Raw genomic sequence first — 15,818 nt, 5'->3', positions numbered from 1 at the left:
TCTCCATTCAGGCTGTCGCGCCGTCAGCGGCGGCGGGCTTTTGCATAACAAAGGTGGGCGAGATGTACGTGGTTCGTGCGTGAGGGAACTCATGACCAGTTTCTTTGCCGTCGGCCTAGCGGCGAACCGGCACCTGCGCTTCGAGACTTCGGAAGACGCGGGCGATTACGGCGGTCAGCGCGAGATAGAAGAGGGTGACGACCAGCAGCGGTTCATAGACGAGCAGCGTGTCCTGCCGAACCTTGTTTGCCACGGCATAGAGATCCATCACCGTCACCGTAAAGGCGAGCGGCGTCGCCTTGAGCTGCATGACGATCTCTCCCGCAATCGTCGGCAGGGCGATGCGAATGGCGCGCGGCAGCCAGATGCGGCGGACCAGCATCCAGGGCGACAGGCCGAAGGCCCGGCCCGCTTCGAGCTCGCCCTTGGGAACGGCAAGCAGCGCGCCGCGCAACACCTCCGCCTCATAGGCTGCATAGTTCAGGGTAAAACTGACGGCGGCGAAGAAGAAGCCCTCGCGCAGGATCGGCCAGAACAGGCTCTGGCGGACACCGGGGACCATGGGCAGCAGCGAGCCCACCCCGTAGTAGAGAAGCCATAGCTGTATCAGCAGCGGCGTGCCGCGAAAGAAGGTGCAGTAACTGCGCGCCAAGAGCCGCGTCAGCCTGCCGCCGCTGACCTGCGCAAACGCGAGGCCTATGGCGATGGCGAAGCCGAACACCACGGAGATCACCAGCAGGCAAACGGTCTGCCAGGCGCCGGTCAGAAGCAGCGGCCAATAGGAAGAGATCCAGGTGAAATTCATGGGGCGCTTTCTTCAGGCAAGGCGCGGCTGCCCCCGCCGTACCCGTCCCTCGATCAGTTTGAAGACGACGTTGGAAACAAGCGTGATGGCGAGATAGAGAAGGGCCGAAGCAAGGAAAAAGACGAAGTAATGCTTGGTGCTTGCCCCGGCAAGACGGGTGGCGAGCGCCAGTTCCTGGTAGCCGACGACCGCCACCAGCGCGCTGTCCTTGGTGACCGACATCCATAGATTGGCAAGACCCGGCAGCGCGTTTGGCAGGAGCGCCGGCAGCAGGACCCGGCGGAACCTCAGCACCGGTCCCATGCCGAAGGCTTTGGCGGCCTCGATCTGGCCGACGGGAATGGCAAGGATCGCGCCGCGCAGCACCTCCGTCATGTAGGCACCCTGGACGAAGCCGAGCACCGCGACGGCTGCGACGAAGCCGTTTACATTGACCGGCGGCAGCTCCAACGCAGCGAGCAGCCGGTTGAGGCCATCGGTGCCGGCATAATAGAGCCCGACGATCAGGATCAGCTCGGGAACGGCGCGGATCAGCGTGGTATAGAGATCGAGCAGCAGGCGCAGTATACGATTGCCCGAGAGCTTTCCCAGCGCGCCGCCCGTGCCGAGCAGCAGGCCGATCGCGAAGGCGCAAGCCGAGATGGCGACCGTGGAGACCGCACCTGCCAAAAGGACGCCGCCCCATCCCGGAGGATAGGGAGACAGCAGGTCCAGAATACCTTGTTGCGTGGTCGCCATCGTTCCGGCTGCTTACTTTGCGCCGTAGATGTCGAAATCGAAGTATTTCTTGTTGATGGCGTCATACTGGCCACTGGCGCGGACAGCGGCGATCGCCGTATTTAGCTTGGCCTTCAGCTCAGTGTCTTCCTTGCGCAGACCGCCCGAGACGCCGGCGCCGAGAATCTCCTTGTCGTCGGCAACGTCGCCCATCTTGGCGCAGCAATCCTTGCCGCCATCGCTTTTCAGGAAAGCGTCAAGCGCCAGTGAATCGCCGAAGACATAGTCGATACGGCCGGAGGCGAGATCCTGGAACGCCTCGTCGAGCGTCTGGTAGGTCTTTTCCTCGGCAGCCTCGGCGAAATACTTCTTGTAATATTCCGACTGGATCGTCGACACCTGGATGCCGATGGTCTTGCCTTTCACGTCCTCGGCAGTGACGCCCGGCTTCTGGTCCTTGGGACCGATCAACGTGCTCGGCGTGTTGTAATATTTATCGGTGAAGTCGATCACCTTTGAGCGTTCCGCGGTGTTCGACATCGACGACCAGATCACGTCGAACTTCTTGCTCTGGAGGGCCGGAATGAGACCATCCCAGGAAATCTCGACGATCGAGCATTTTTCCTTCATCTGCTCGCACACAGCGTTCATCAGGTCGATCTCCCATCCCTGCCATTGGCCGGAGGCGTCCTTGGCGAAGAAGGGCGGATAGGATTCGTTCATAACGCCGAAGCGGACTTCGGCCTGTGCGGTGACGGCGGAAAGCACGAGTGCCGCGCCGGCAAAAAGCGTGGGGAGCAGTTTCATTCGCAGGATTCTCCTGGTTTGTGTTGTCGATGAGAGCCCGGAGTGCATCAGTGGGCGCTGAGGCCGGTGAATTCCCGGCAGCGGGCGCTGACGGGCGCCCCGAATATCTGTTCCGGCGGGCCTTCTTCCTCGATCCGTCCCTGATGCAGGAAGAGAACACGGCTGGAGACATCGCGCGCGAAGCGCATCTCATGCGTGACGATCAGCATGGTCCGGCCTTCTTCTGCGAGATCGCGGATGACCTTCAGGACCTCGCCGACCAGTTCCGGATCAAGCGCCGATGTCGGCTCGTCGAACAGCATGACATCAGGGTCGACGCACAGCGCCCTGGCAATCGCCGCGCGCTGTTGTTGACCGCCGGAGAGGAACGCAGGATAGGCATCGCGTTTATCGAAGAGCCCGACCTTGTGGAGCAGGGCCTCGGCCTTTTCGATAGCCTCGCGCCGCGAAATGCCCATGACGTGCACCGGCGCCTCGATGACGTTTTCCAGCACCGTCCGATGAGCCCAGAGATTGAAACTCTGGAAGACCATCCCCAGTCCGGTCCGTATCCGTTCTATCTGCCGCCAGCTGCGCGGCTGCAGCCGCCCGCCCCGCCCCATCTTCAGCGCGATCTCCTCGCCGTTCACGGCAATGCGGCCACGATCCGGCGTTTCCAGGAAATTGATGCACCTGAGAAAGGTGCTCTTGCCGGAGCCCGACGAACCGATGATAGAAATCACATCGGACTTCTCGGCCTGCGTCGAGATACCCTTGAGAACCTGTTGCGGGCCGAAGCTTTTATGGAGATCATCGACGCGAAGAGCAGGAAAGGGTTGATCTGGCATGCATGGTTCCGGGTGAATTGAATTTGCGAAGGATAATGACAAAATAACGCGGTTTTTTCGCGCAGTTTTCATCTATTCTGCATATTTTATGCAAAATAATCTTCTTCGTGCGGCAAGTACGGCAGAATGCGCGAGTTGCTGCGGCGAGAACTAGGATTGGACAATGGAACAGCTGGATCGTTTTGACCGTGACATTCTCGATATCGTTCAGCGCGACTGCCAGCTGAAAGCCGAAACGATTGCCGAACGGATCGGACTGTCGGTCTCGGCCGTGCAGAGGCGGTTGAAGCGGCTGCGCGAGGAAGGGATCATCAAGGCGGAGGTGGCCGTCGTCGACCGCAAGGCGACGGGCACAGCGATGGTGTTCATCGTCGGGATGGAGATCGAGCGGGACAATTACGACGCGTTGGCGAAGTTCCGCCTCTGGGCGGAAAAGCAGGATCACATCCAGCAGGTCTATTATGTCACTGGTGCGGTCGATCTGATCGCGATCGTCACCGCCCGCGACGTCGAGCATTATGACGACATCGCCGCACTGATCATGGCTGACAATCCGCAGATCCGCCGCATGCACACGAATGTGGTGCTGCGGGACGTCAAGCTCGGCCTGTTCGTGCCCCTGGACTAGCGCACGCCATGCCCCGGCGGCAGTGGTTCCGGCCGCCAGGTATCGGGCACCGACAAGCCGCTGGACTCGCATTTGACAAAGGGCATAATTCCGGGCGCAAATTCTCGGGAGGAATGATCGTTGACGTTACGACACCAGATCATCGCATTGGCGATCGTTCCGCTCGTCATTTCGATCCTTGCGATCACCACCTTCATCACATGGCAATCGGCAAACCTCGCCAAGAACAGCATCGACACGTTCGAGCAGAACATGCTGAAGACCAAGGAAGCCGAGATCCTCAATCTGACCAACCTTGCCCTTTCCGCCATCCAGACGATCTATGACAATGCCGCTTCCGACGACGAAGCCGCCAAGCAAAAGGTGGCGGCGATCCTGACTTCGCTCGACTACGGCAAGGACGGATATTTCTTTGTCTACGATTACGACGGCAACAACATCGTCCATCCTCGCCAGAGTTTCCGCCATGGGCATAATTGGCTCGACCTTACCGATCCGGATGGCGATAAGGTCATTGCCGAACTGATCGCCACGGCAAGAGCGGGCGGGGGCCTGCATCAGTACAAATGGCAGAAACCATCGACCGGACAGATCGCCGACAAGCTCTCCTTCGTCGTCAGCCTCGACAAATGGCACTGGGTCGTGGGCACCGGGGTATATCTGGATGACGTCTTTGCCCAAAGTGCCGCCGCCAACGCCGGCATGCGCGCCAACATAAAGCGGACCTTCATCATCGTCGCACTGATCGCCGTGCCTTCGGTGCTCGTCGTTTTCACCACCTGCATGCTGCTGACGTTCCATGAGCGCCGCATGGCCGACAGCCGGCTCAAGGCGCTGACGCAACGGGTCATCGATACCCAGGAAGAGGAGCGCGCACGGCTTGCTCGCGAGCTGCATGACGGCATTTCCCAAAATCTCGTCGGCGTCCGTTATGCGATGGATCTTGCCGGCCGCAAGGTGAGGACCAATGTCGACGATGCGGCGCTGACGATCGACCGCGGTGTGGAGGCGCTGAACGGCGCCATCAAGGAAATCAGACGGCTGTCGCACGATCTGCGCCCGCGCGTGCTCGACGACCTCGGCCTGACGGCCGCACTGGAGGCACTCTGCTATCACTTTGCCGAGCGGACGGGGATCGAGACGAAGATCGACGCCTCAAGCTTCACCGACACGCTGAAGCCCGAAGCCAATACAGCGCTTTATCGCGTCGCGCAGGAAGCGTTCAACAATGTCGAACGCCACTCGGGCGCCTCCAAGCTTGCGGTCAAGCTCTGGAGCGACGGCGGCCGCGCCCGCATGACCGTCACCGACAATGGCACTGGCTTCGACGGCGCCAAGGACGGCCTGTCCGGCAGATCAGGTCTCGGCCTGCGCAACATGCAGGAGCGGATGGCCCACTTCCGCGGCCTGTTGCTGATCAACAGCAGCGAGACCGGCACGACGCTGACGGCAATGCTGCCGAAATCGGCCAATCTCCCCGCCGGCAAGCAGGCAGAAGCTGCATGACGGAACGCCCGAAAATCAGGGTGCTCTTGATCGACAACCACCCGCTCGTGCTGGACGGATTGAAGGCCGTGCTCGAGACATTCGACCATATCGAAGTTGCCGGCACGGCCGGGCTCGCGCAAACGGGGCTCGAGATCGGCCGGCAGGTCCTGCCGCAGGTCGTGCTGATGGACATCAACATGCCGAAGCTGAGCGGCATCGATGCGATCGAGTTGTTCAGGAACGAACTTCCCGAGGCGCGGGTGGTGATGCTCTCCATGCATGACAGCCGCGAGTATATTTCCTCCTCGGTCATGCACGGCGCTGCCGGTTACATCCTGAAAGACGTTTCGACCGACGAGATCGTCTCGGCCATCGAGACCGTGGCGGGCGGGGGGACATATTTCTCGTCCGGCGTCTTCGACGCGCTGATGGGCGAACGGGCGGAGGAGGGTAGCGCCCCCCTTACCCCGCGCGAACGCGACATTCTCGGGCTGATCGTTGCCGGCAGGAGCAACAAGCAGATCGCCGAAACGCTCGGGATCACATCCGCCACGGCGGAAACCCATCGCAAGAACCTCAAGAGGAAGCTCGGCATCACGACCACGGCAGGCCTCATCCGCTACGCGCTCGATCACGGTATCGTCTCGAAAATCGGATAAATCGCGTCTACCCACTTCTGGGTAGGCTCCGGTATTTCAGCGCCGCGCCCATCTTGTGAGGACAAAACCAACGCCATAGGACTCCATCCACGGCTGGCCAAGTGCGAGCCGTTGGGAGGAATTCACATGCGTTACATCAGCTTCCGATCGGTCGGAAAACCTCGAGCGACCCGAGCCGGGCCTGCCGCGGCCGCCGGCTGACAGACCTGCCTTCCACGCCGACAACTGGAACATGGCGACCGCCGCCCGCGGCGCCTGAAAGGTATCCCGACATGGAAAAACCACGTAGCAAGGCAGCGCTCTGGCTGCTTGTCATTCCCTATCTAGGTCTGCTCTGGCCACCATTCTACAATGTCCGCGAGCCATCTCTTTTCGGCTTTCCCTTCTTCTATTGGTATCAGCTTCTCTGGGTGCCGATCACCGCAGCGCTGACCTGGATCGCCTACAGGAGCACTCGCCATGACGACTGACATCAACGGCACGGCGCTCGCCGTCTTCCTGTTCTTCTTCGTTCTCGTCACCGTCATGGGCTTCGTCGCCTCTCGTTGGCGTAAGCCGGAAACGCTGGCGAGTATAGACGAATGGGGCCTCGGCGGACGCAACTTCGGCACCTGGATCACCTGGTTCCTGGTCGGCGGCGATTTCTATACCGCCTACACCGTGATCGCCGTCCCTGCGCTGGTCTACACGGTCGGCGCCTACGGCTTCTTCGCGCTGCCCTACACCATCGTCGTCTATCCCTTCGTCTTCATGGTCATGCCTGTGCTGTGGAAACGCGCCAAGGATTTCGGCTATGTGACGGCTGGCGATGTCGTCCACGGTCAATATGGATCACGCGGCCTCGAACTTGCCGTGGCGGCAACAGGCGTCATCGCCACCATGCCCTATATTGCCCTCCAGCTCGTCGGCATGACGGCGGTGCTGAAGGCGCTCGGGCTGCATGGCGAATTGCCGCTGGCGATCGCCTTCATCGTGCTGGCGCTCTACACCTACTCCGCGGGCCTTCGCGCGCCGGCGCTGATTGCCTTCGTCAAGGACATCATGATCTATATCGTCGTGATCGCCGCCGTCGCACTGATCCCGTCGAAGCTCGGAGGCTACGCGAATGTCTTTGCCTCGGCCGATGCGGCTTTCCAGGCCAAGGGTTCCGGCAACCTGCTGCTCGGTGGCAATCAGTATGTCGCCTATGCCACGCTCGCCTTGGGTTCGGCGCTCGCGGCCTTCATGTATCCGCATACGCTGACCGGCATCTTTGCCTCCAACAGCGGCAAAACGATCCGCAAGAATGCGATCATGTTGCCCGCCTATACGCTGCTGCTTGGCCTTCTGGCGCTGCTCGGCTATATGGGGCATGCCGCCAACCTGAAGCTCGACAGCGCCAATGACGTTGTTCCGACGCTGTTCAAAACGCTGTTTTCAGGCTGGTTCTCAGGTTTTGCCTTTGCGGCGATCGCCATCGGTGCGCTGGTGCCTGCAGCGGTGATGAGCATCGGCGCCGCCAATCTCTTCACCCGCAATTTCTGGAAAGCCTATGTCGATCCTGACGTCAGCGATGCAGGCGAGGCGAAGGTCGCAAAGATCACCTCGCTCGTGGTGAAGATCGGTGCGCTTCTCGTCATCATCTTCCTGCCGACGCAATTCGCACTCGACCTGCAGCTGCTCGGCGGCATCTGGATCCTGCAGACGCTTCCGGCCCTGGTCTTCGGTCTCTATACCAACTGGTTCCGCGCACCCGGTCTGCTTGCCGGCTGGTTCGTCGGCTTTGGCGGCGGTACTTTCCTCGTCTGGGATGCCGGTTGGAAGCCTCTGCATCTGATCAGCCTCGGCGGCGAGCCCTTCACCGTCTACACCGGACTGCTGGCGCTTGCGGCCAACATCGCGGTTGCGGTCGTGGTCAACGCCTTGCTTCCGGCCAAGGCTCCGGCCCGGGCATAAGATTCAAATGCGAAGGGCAGCAAACGCTGCCCTTCGCACGAATCATACGGCTTTGCTTTCCAGTATCAGCCGGAAAGAGATCAGAGCGACTTAAAACTCTTCCCAATCGCCGGCCAATGCCGCATTCCCATTCGTCTGGAACGACTTACCTACCTTGGCAATCATCTGGCGCGCAGGCGAGGGCGCCGGTTGAGCACGAGGCGCTGCGGCAGCGGGCGGCGATACGCGCTTCGGTGCCACCGCTCCGCCAATGTTGAACTGGCCCAGCAGCTGGAACAGCGCGTCGGCTTCCTTGGCAAGGTTATGAGCCGCCGCTGTGGCTTCTTCAACCATGGCGGCGTTCTGCTGTGTGCCCTGATCCATCCTGTTGACGGCGGTATTAATCTCTTTCAGCCCGGTCGCCTGCTCTTGCGAAGCGCCGACGATGGCGCCCACATTGCCGTCGACCTGCTGTACCTGCTCGGCAATCTCCTTCAGCGCCTTTCCGGTCTCGCCAACCAGGGCAACGCCGCTTTTGACGTGGCCATTCGAAGCGTTGATCAGTTCCTTGATTTCTTTTGCCGCCTTGGCAGAACGTTGCGCCAATTCACGCACTTCCTGAGCCACGACGGCAAAGCCCTTGCCTGCGTCACCGGCACGGGCGGCTTCGACGCCGGCATTCAGCGCCAGCAGATTGGTCTGGAACGCGATTTCATCGATAACGCCGATGATGCTGCCGATTTCGGTGGCGGAGGATTCGATCTTGCCCATGGCGTCGACCGCATCCCGAACGACGCTGCCAGAGCGCTCCGCGCTGTCCTTGGTTTTGCGAACGAGCTGGCCGGCTTCCTGAGCCTTGTTGCTCGAGTCGGCAACGGTGGTCGTAATCTCTTCCAGAGCAGCGGCGGTTTCCTCGACGGAGGCTGCCTGCTGTTCGGTCCGCTTGGCGAGATCGTCCGAGGCAGAGCGGATCTCCTGTGCACCGCCCGCGATGGCGCTGGCGTTCTGAGCAACCTTCTGCATGGCGGCACGGAGCTTTTCGACCGCGGAATTGAAGTCGGCTCTGAGCTTTTCCAGGGACGGAATGAACGGAGTGCCGATCTGCTGTGTAAGGTCGCCATCAGCCAGCGCCTGCAGCGCGTCGCCAAGCTGGCCGACAGCCTTGTCCGTCTGCTCGGCGAGCGTACGGCGTTCATCGGCATCCTGCTCGAGCCGATGCCGCTCCGACACGGCTCGCTTCGCCTCGGCGTCGGCTTCCCGTTCGGCCTTTGCCGAAATTGCGTCGCGCAGCCCGGCCACGGCCCGTGCGAGCTTGCCGATCTCGTCGCCTCGCGCTTCGAGGCGGCGATCACCGTTAAGATTGCCGTCCGCCATCGCTTTCAGCGAAAGCTGAAGTTTTGTCAGCGGGCCGACGATCGTGCGTGCTGTCACGGCGGCGGCAACCAGTGAAAGAACAGCGGCAATGCCAAGCGCGGTCAGGGCCAATGGCTTGAAGCCGCTCGCCGTGCTACGCACCTCGCCGCCGATCGATTTGTTCAGCGCTTCCTGGTAGTCGATGAATTTGTTGATGGCGCCAAGCCAGGCAACGAAGGCCGGCCGCGCCTGTTCGAGCAGGATCTTGCGGGCGGCCTCGCCGTCGCCCTTCTCCTGCAGCGCAATGATCTGGGCGACCAAAGGATTGGTCTTCGCCTGGATGTCTGCAATCTCACCGAGAATGGTCTTTTCCTGTTCCGTCGCACCGGCCGGAGATGCAACCATATCCGCCATGCGCTTTTCATTCTCGGCGTAGGACGCTGCCAGCTTTTCGATCAATGCCTCGGCGGCCTTCCGTTCATCGGCAGACGTCACCAGAGTGACGTCGCGGATGGCGATTGCCCGATCATGCACGCTGCCGCGATAGTTGATGGCAAACCGCTGCTTCACGCTGTTGACGTCGTTGATGGTTCCAAGCTTATCATTGATCTGCGCAACTTTTTCCGTCGAATAGATGGTCAGGCCGACCATCAGCAAAAGGAGAACGCTGAAGCCAAGCGCCAGGCGCGCCACAACCCCGAAACTCATGATATTCTTCATATGCACTCTCCCCTCGCGGTGAGGTTTGTTGGAAGGATGTCTCGGCAGCCAGGATTGCTTGTCATATCTCGTTCGAATACAGAGCCTCGGTGTCTCCGAGTGCATCCGACAGGCACCCCTGTGCCCGGAATCGCGCCTGAGATACGGGACTTCCGTCAAAGCAATAAAAGCCGATTTTCATGCGAAATTCGGGTGCCTGACCCGCCATCATGGCGGAGGTGACGGTCCTCAAAGAACGTCGCCCCGATATCTAAAAAATTAGAGTAATATATTTTAGAGAGTGTAAACGGAGCCGACGGAGCATAGCATATCGCCATATCCGGATAGCATTTGCGCTTTTCGGACAGACAATTTGATGAGCGCTCTCCCGGTAGTTGCGAAATCCTCGGACTCCCCTGCGCAACAAGGCTTTGCGGCTTGCCTACGACTACGCGACGCCGTCCTGGCATCGGGGTAGTGATTTGCCGAAAGGTCTCGGCAATCGGCATGAATTGCAGCTGCGGTGCCGGAGCGTTGGCGCTTCCGCCTTCAGCCGCGTAGCAGCGGAAGAAGCTGATCGCCCTGCCGCTTGATTTCGGAGAGATAGGGCGTGTCGGACAGCACGAAGTGGGTGATGCCGAGATCCTCATATTTGCGCAGCGAACGGGCGACGTCTTCAGCCGAACCGACCAGCCATGTGGTGCCGGCTCCGCCGCCGCCGAACTTGCCCGGCGCGGTATAGAGGTTGTCGTCGAGGACGTCGCCGCGCTCATGCAGATCGAGCAGCCGCTGCTGGCCGACGGCGAGCGCGCGCTGGTGATCGTGCCAGCCGGTGCCCTTGCTTCTGGCCATCTCGGCGACCTTCGCCTCGGCATCGGCCCAGGCCTGTTCGGTGGTGTCGCGGACCAGCGTCGTTATCCGCAGTCCGAATTCCAGCGGCGGGAGGTCGCGGTCCAGTTCCCTGCTCAACGCCTTGAGCCGCGCGATTCGTTCGCGGGCACCGTCGAGCGGCTCGCCCCAGAAGAGCTGGACATCGGCCTCGGTGGCGGCCACCCGTTCGGCCGCCTCCGAAGCGCCGCCAAAATAGAATTTGGGGTGCCGACGGTCGCCGCGGACCTGGATGCGCGGCACCACGGTGGATTCAGCAACGCGGAAATTCTCGCCCGCGGATGTGACGTTGTCTTCGGTCCACAGTCTGCGGACCAGCCGCATGAACTCCTTGGTCCTGGCATAGCGGTGTGCTTGATCGCCCTCGCTGTCGCCGTAGGCAGACAGGTTGTCCTTGCCCGACACGATGTTGATCCGCACGCGGCCGCCCGTCAGATGGTCCAGCGTCGCCGCCGCGGAAGCGAAGTTCGCCGGTCGCCAATAGCCTGGACGGATCGCAATGAGCGGCTCGAAAGTGGTGGTCCGCGCGGCGAGCGAGGCCGCGACGGTAAACGTGTCGGGGCGACCCCAACCGGTGCCGATGAGCGCCCCCTTCCAGCCATGCTCCTCCAGCGCCCTTGCGTGGCTGGTCAGCGTATCCAGGCTGTTGTGGTTCTCGACGGCGGAATCGCCGCGATGGCCGGCTTTGACGTCGTTCGGAATATACCAGAGAAATTCGGAATTATTGCTCATGCGATGCTGCGGTTCTGTGTGTAATTGGAACAAACCGAGGGGAGGGAAGCCCCCTCAAGAGATCATACGGCCGCCTGCACCTGCTGCTGCCCCGCCTGAACCACAAAGCCATTCGGCGGACGTTGGAGGCCAAGGTTCTCCCGCAGCGTCGTGCCTTCGTATTCGTGCCGGAACAGACCGCGCTTGCGCAGGATCGGGACGACCTGATCGACGAAATCGGTCAAGGCGGTGGGCAGGATCGGCGGCATGATGTTGAAGGCGTCGGCAGCACCGTTCTCGAACCAGCTCTGCATCGCATCGGCGATCTGCTCGGGTGTCCCGACCACCGTCCGATGGCCGCGAGCGGTGGCGACCGCCAGATAGAACTGGCGCAGCGTCAGATTGTTGCGCGATACCAGATCGGAAACCAGCTTGAGGCGGCTTTTGTTGAGTTCGGTATTTTCAGGCAAGGGAGGGGCGGGATCATCCAGCGAGTAGCCGGAAAGGTCGACGCCCTTGTAGTGGCGGGCAAGGATATTCCAGGCGATGGAGGGATGAACCAGCGATTGGATATGGTCGTAGTTTGCCTGGGCTTCCGCTTCCGTCCCGCCGAGAACAGGGAATATGCCGGGACTGATCAGCAGTTGATCCGGCCGGCGTCCGTAGCGGTCGAGCCGTCCTTTGACGTCGGAATAGAATTCCTGCGCATCCTCGAAGGTCTGGTTGGCGGTAAAGATCATCTCGGCCGTGCGGGCGGCAAGTTCGCGCCCCGGTTCCGATGCGCCGGCCTGCACGATGACAGGATAGCCCTGAACCGGACGGCCAACGTTGAGCGGACCGGCCACCGAGAAGAACTTGCCCTTGTGATCGACGAGATGCACCTTGTCAGGATCGAGATAGACGCCGCTTTCCTTGTCGCGGATAAAGGCGTCGTCCTCATAGGAATCCCACAAACCCTTCACCAGGTCGACGAATTCCTCGGCCCGCTCATAACGATCGGCATGGGCGGGATGGCCCGATATGGAAAAGTTCTTCGAAACATCCGCGCCCGTCGTGACGACGTTCCATGCGGCGCGGCCCTTGGAGATATAGTCCAGCGAGGCGAACCTGCGGGCCAGCAGGTAGGGGTCCTCGTAGGTCGTCGATGCCGTGGCGACGAAGCCGATATGTTTGGTCACCTGCGAGAGGGCAGCCCAGAGGGTCAGCGGCTCGAAATGGGCGCCCTGGGCGGTGCGGCGAAGCGCTTCCGGGTCCTTGGCACGGTCCCATCCAGCCGGACTGTCGGCGACGAAGACGAGATCGAATTTGCCGCGTTCGGCGGTCTGCGCGAGCTCCCGGTAATGATCGATATTGAGGCCGGCATCGGCCTGCGCCTCGGGATGGCGCCAGGCAGCGATATGATGGCCGGTCGCCATGATGAATGCGCCAAGCCGCATTTGCCTTTTCGATGTGCTCATTGGCTTATCCCCAGATCAAATTGAACGGTTGCTGATGTCAGGCGGCCTTGCGGCCCGCAAGCTCGACCCCGAGCCGGCTGAGAAGGTGGATCCGGAATTGCGCAAAGCGCGGATCGCCGTGATCCCGCGGCGTCGGCAGATCGATCTTGAGATCCTCGATAAGGCGCCCTTCGTCGAGGACCAGTATGCGGTCGGCCAAGGAAATCGCCTCGTCGACGTCGTGGGTGACGAGCAGCACGGCAGGACGGTGTCTTGCGCACAACTCCCGCAGCAGATCGTGCATTTTCAGCCGGGTCAGCGCATCGAGCGCGCCGAACGGCTCGTCGGCAAGAAGCAGGGCCGGCTCGCGCACCAGCGAACGGGCAAGCGCGACCCTCTGCTGCTCGCCACCCGAAAGCTGGTTCGGCCACGCCGTTTCCCGGCCTGCAAGTCCTACCTCCGCCAAAGCCTTCCGTCCGGCCTCCTGGCCGGAGGCGCCGGCCAAGCCGAGCGTGACGTTCTCGATGACGGTGCGCCACGGCAGCAGGCGGGCGTCCTGGAAAACCACCGAAAGGCTCTCCGGCGTCTCCAGTGTGCCGGTTCCCTCGACACCGTGATCGAGACCGGCAAGAGCCCTGAGGAACGTGCTTTTGCCGGAGCCGCTGCGGCCGAGCAGGGCAACGAACTCGCCTTCCTCGATATCGAGGTCGACGCCGTCGAGGATCGTCTTCGTCGCAAACCGCCGTGCGAGGTTTCGCACGTGGACGGCTTTGTTTGCAGGCTTCAGTTTGCCAGGGTGCGGCGCCATGAGAGGGCCCTCCGTTCAAGCAGGCGGACGAGACCGTCCGAAACGAGACCGAGCAGCACATAGACCACCAGGCCGACGAGAATGACGTCGGTCTGCCCGTAATTTCGGGCAAGATCGATCATGTAACCGAGCCCGCTGGTGGCGTTGATCTGCTCGACCACGACGAGAGAAACCCAGCAGAGAGTGACGGCAAACCGCAGACCCAGAAGGAAACCCGGCAAAGCACCCGGCAGCACCACCTGAAGGATGAAGTCCTTCTGGCTCATCCGCAGGGTCTCGGCCAGCTCGACATAACGGCTGTCGATGCTGCGGAGCGCATTGTGGGTGTGGATGTAAATCGGCACGATCACGGCAAGCGCGATGGTCGTAACCTTCATGCTCTCGCCGATGCCGAACCACAGGATCAGCAAGGGGATCAGGGCCAGTGTCGGTATCGCACGCTTGATCTGCACCGGCCCGTCGATCAGGGCTTCGCCGATCCGGGAAAGACCGGCGATAACGGCGAGGACCGTACCGATCAGCAATCCGATGCTAAGGCCGAGCAGGGCACGTGTCGCTGACGTCACGAAATTGTCCTGCAGGCGACCCTGCTCGATCAGCCTTACGAAAGCCTCGACCACCGTCCACGGCGCCGACAGGATCCGCGGATCGATCCATCCGAGCGCCGAGCCGACGACCCAGGTCAAGACGAGCAATACCGGCCCGATCTGCAACCCGAAAGGGATCGCGGGTCCAGGACCCAGCCTGCGCCGGGCTCGGGGGCCAGCGGAGCCAGCCGGTTTTACGAGGCGAGAACCTGCCCGCACAATTCTACCGCCGGACGACCGCGACAGTTTCGCCTCATCTGCATCCCAAGTGGTTGCCATGCTTCAAATCTCCTCTCCGAAGGGGTGTCGAGCGTTACTGGCTCTTGGCCAAAGCCGCGGCGCCGAGCTTCTCGAAGCGATTGTCGAAAATCTGCTCCACATTGAGCGGCTTGTAGCCGAGCTCGTCTGCCAGCAGGTCGATGGTTTCCTGGTGGCGCTTCTTCACTTCGCTCCAATCGCTGGGAACGACCTGTTCGCCGGTCAACTTGACGAGATATTCCCCGTCCTCCTGGCTCAACCCCTGCTGACCGACGTAATATTCCTTGATCCATAGGTCCGGGTTCCGGTTCACCCATTCAGTGGCGCGTGCCCACAGGCCGACATATTCGGCGAGAGCTGCCGCCTTGGCGGGATCGTCCAGAACCCATTGCGGCGCGTAAAGATGGCTCGGATCGTCGCGCAGGCCATGTTCCACGAGGGTCGCCCCATCAGGCCCGTATTGGGTGATATAGCGCCTGATGTAGACGCCGCCGAGCGGCGCGATGTCGACCTGCTTGCTCGCCAATGCCTTCGGGTAGACGTCACTGGTGCTCGGCAGCTCCACCAGAGTCACGTCGCCGCTCTTCAACCCTGCGGCATGGAGGGCACGCAGAACGAGCGTGCCCTGTGCCTGACCCGGGCTGAAGGCGATGCGTTTGCCGCGGAAGTCCGCGAGCGTCTTGACGGCCGCGCCTGGCGCGATGCCGAAGCGGTAGATGGGATTGGCGATCGGGTCACGGCGTTCGCGATAGGCGATGTTGCGGACGGGCAGATTGTTCCAGTTGGCGAAGATCGAAGGGATCTCGGCCACCGACCCGACATCGAGTGCGTGGGCGCGGAAAGCTTCCGACGTCTGCGGCCCGCCGCTGATATTGGCCCATTTGACCTCGAAACTGAGCTCTTTGCCGAGGCCGGACACTTCGAGCGCTTTCTGGGTGACCGGATCGCCGATTGTCAGCACCGTGCCCGGCGGCACCTTGGGAAGCAGGGGAGCCTCTGCCTGGGCTGCCGCCGGACCGTGAATGGCACTGAGACCAAGCAGACTGAACAACGCAATTTTGAATGTCTTTGCCAATGTCATCGTCGATCTTCCCGTTTCGGATTGCTGATTGCAGGAGCGATGCACGGTAAGATGGAATATAATCTACTAAATCGATAGACTATTTAGTTTAATGAAAGTGGCGCTGAGGGAAAATTGTCCTCAAAAGTCGGGCAACCGGAACGATCGCATCC

At 61.3% G+C, this 15,818-nt stretch carries 15 protein-coding genes; 5 read left to right on the top strand and 10 right to left on the bottom strand.

What is annotated here, in order from left to right; genetic code table 11:
• Positions 1-115: 115 nt before the first annotated feature.
• From RLCC275e_RS32435 to RLCC275e_RS32420, 4 genes are read right to left on the bottom strand one after another with little or no spacing between them, the layout of a single operon-like run.
• The gene (locus RLCC275e_RS32435) at positions 116-805 is read right to left on the bottom strand and encodes an ABC transporter permease (RefSeq protein WP_033184139.1); all 690 of its coding nucleotides are present in this window, start codon (positions 803-805) and stop codon (positions 116-118) included.
• A 12-nt stretch (positions 806-817) separates the two neighbouring features.
• A complete protein-coding gene (locus RLCC275e_RS32430) occupies positions 818-1,543 on the bottom strand; it encodes an ABC transporter permease (protein WP_033184140.1) in 726 nt (241 codons plus the stop codon).
• A 12-nt stretch (positions 1,544-1,555) separates the two neighbouring features.
• Positions 1,556-2,329, bottom strand: coding sequence for a transporter substrate-binding domain-containing protein (locus RLCC275e_RS32425; protein WP_033184141.1), 774 nt, complete (start codon positions 2,327-2,329; stop codon positions 1,556-1,558).
• A gap of 47 nt (positions 2,330-2,376) precedes the next feature.
• Positions 2,377-3,156 carry an ABC transporter ATP-binding protein gene (locus RLCC275e_RS32420; protein ID WP_033184142.1) on the bottom strand — a complete coding sequence of 260 codons (780 nt, stop codon included), beginning with the start codon at positions 3,154-3,156 and terminating at the stop codon, positions 2,377-2,379.
• A 163-nt stretch (positions 3,157-3,319) separates the two neighbouring features.
• Here RLCC275e_RS32420 and RLCC275e_RS32415 point away from each other — a divergent pair, with 163 nt between their 5' ends.
• The 5 genes from RLCC275e_RS32415 to mctP all read left to right on the top strand — a co-directional run bounded on the left by RLCC275e_RS32415 (position 3,320) and on the right by mctP (position 7,866).
• Positions 3,320-3,784 carry an Lrp/AsnC family transcriptional regulator gene (locus RLCC275e_RS32415; RefSeq protein WP_003555489.1) on the top strand — a complete coding sequence of 155 codons (465 nt, stop codon included), beginning with the start codon at positions 3,320-3,322 and terminating at the stop codon, positions 3,782-3,784.
• Positions 3,785-3,904: 120 nt separating this feature from the next.
• On the top strand, positions 3,905-5,290 hold the full coding sequence (gene mctS / locus RLCC275e_RS32410) for a two-component system sensor histidine kinase MctS (RefSeq protein WP_033184143.1): 1,386 nt from the start codon (positions 3,905-3,907) through the stop codon (positions 5,288-5,290).
• Entirely contained in the window at positions 5,287-5,931 is a 645-nt protein-coding gene (mctR, locus tag RLCC275e_RS32405) for a two-component system response regulator MctR (protein ID WP_033184144.1), read from the top strand. The genes mctS and mctR overlap by 4 nt, the downstream gene beginning before the upstream one ends.
• Positions 5,932-6,203: 272 nt before the next feature.
• On the top strand, positions 6,204-6,401 hold the full coding sequence (locus tag RLCC275e_RS32400; protein WP_003555492.1) for a DUF3311 domain-containing protein: 198 nt from the start codon (positions 6,204-6,206) through the stop codon (positions 6,399-6,401).
• Entirely contained in the window at positions 6,391-7,866 is a 1,476-nt protein-coding gene (mctP, locus tag RLCC275e_RS32395) for a monocarboxylate uptake permease MctP (protein ID WP_033184145.1), read from the top strand. The genes RLCC275e_RS32400 and mctP overlap by 11 nt, the downstream gene beginning before the upstream one ends.
• A 90-nt stretch (positions 7,867-7,956) precedes the next feature.
• On the opposite strand, the gene RLCC275e_RS32390 is transcribed toward mctP, so the two are convergent.
• The 6 genes from RLCC275e_RS32390 to RLCC275e_RS32365 all read right to left on the bottom strand — a co-directional run bounded on the left by RLCC275e_RS32390 (position 7,957) and on the right by RLCC275e_RS32365 (position 15,666).
• Entirely contained in the window at positions 7,957-9,918 is a 1,962-nt protein-coding gene (locus RLCC275e_RS32390) for a HAMP domain-containing methyl-accepting chemotaxis protein (RefSeq protein ID WP_033184146.1), read from the bottom strand.
• 528 nt (positions 9,919-10,446) lie between these two features.
• Positions 10,447-11,517 carry an LLM class flavin-dependent oxidoreductase gene (locus RLCC275e_RS32385; protein WP_033184147.1) on the bottom strand — a complete coding sequence of 357 codons (1,071 nt, stop codon included), beginning with the start codon at positions 11,515-11,517 and terminating at the stop codon, positions 10,447-10,449.
• Between the two features lie 62 nt (positions 11,518-11,579).
• On the bottom strand, positions 11,580-12,953 hold the full coding sequence (locus RLCC275e_RS32380) for an LLM class flavin-dependent oxidoreductase (protein ID WP_033184148.1): 1,374 nt from the start codon (positions 12,951-12,953) through the stop codon (positions 11,580-11,582).
• A 37-nt stretch (positions 12,954-12,990) separates the two neighbouring features.
• A complete protein-coding gene (locus RLCC275e_RS32375) occupies positions 12,991-13,740 on the bottom strand; it encodes an ABC transporter ATP-binding protein (protein ID WP_033184149.1) in 750 nt (249 codons plus the stop codon).
• Positions 13,716-14,606, bottom strand: coding sequence for an ABC transporter permease (locus tag RLCC275e_RS32370; RefSeq protein WP_033184150.1), 891 nt, complete (start codon positions 14,604-14,606; stop codon positions 13,716-13,718). Before RLCC275e_RS32370 ends, RLCC275e_RS32375 begins: the two co-directional genes overlap by 25 nt.
• A 34-nt stretch (positions 14,607-14,640) precedes the next feature.
• Positions 14,641-15,666 (bottom strand): ABC transporter substrate-binding protein, encoded by a 1,026-nt coding sequence (locus RLCC275e_RS32365; protein WP_029873592.1) that lies wholly within the window; start codon positions 15,664-15,666, stop codon positions 14,641-14,643.
• Positions 15,667-15,818 lie beyond the last annotated feature (152 nt).

It is taken from the genome of Rhizobium brockwellii, from assembly GCF_000769405.2.
In the GTDB taxonomy this organism is placed as follows: Bacteria; Pseudomonadota; Alphaproteobacteria; order Rhizobiales; family Rhizobiaceae; genus Rhizobium; species Rhizobium brockwellii.
Note: the sequence above shows the minus strand (reverse complement) of the source record. Positions and strands in the feature narration are given on the sequence as shown.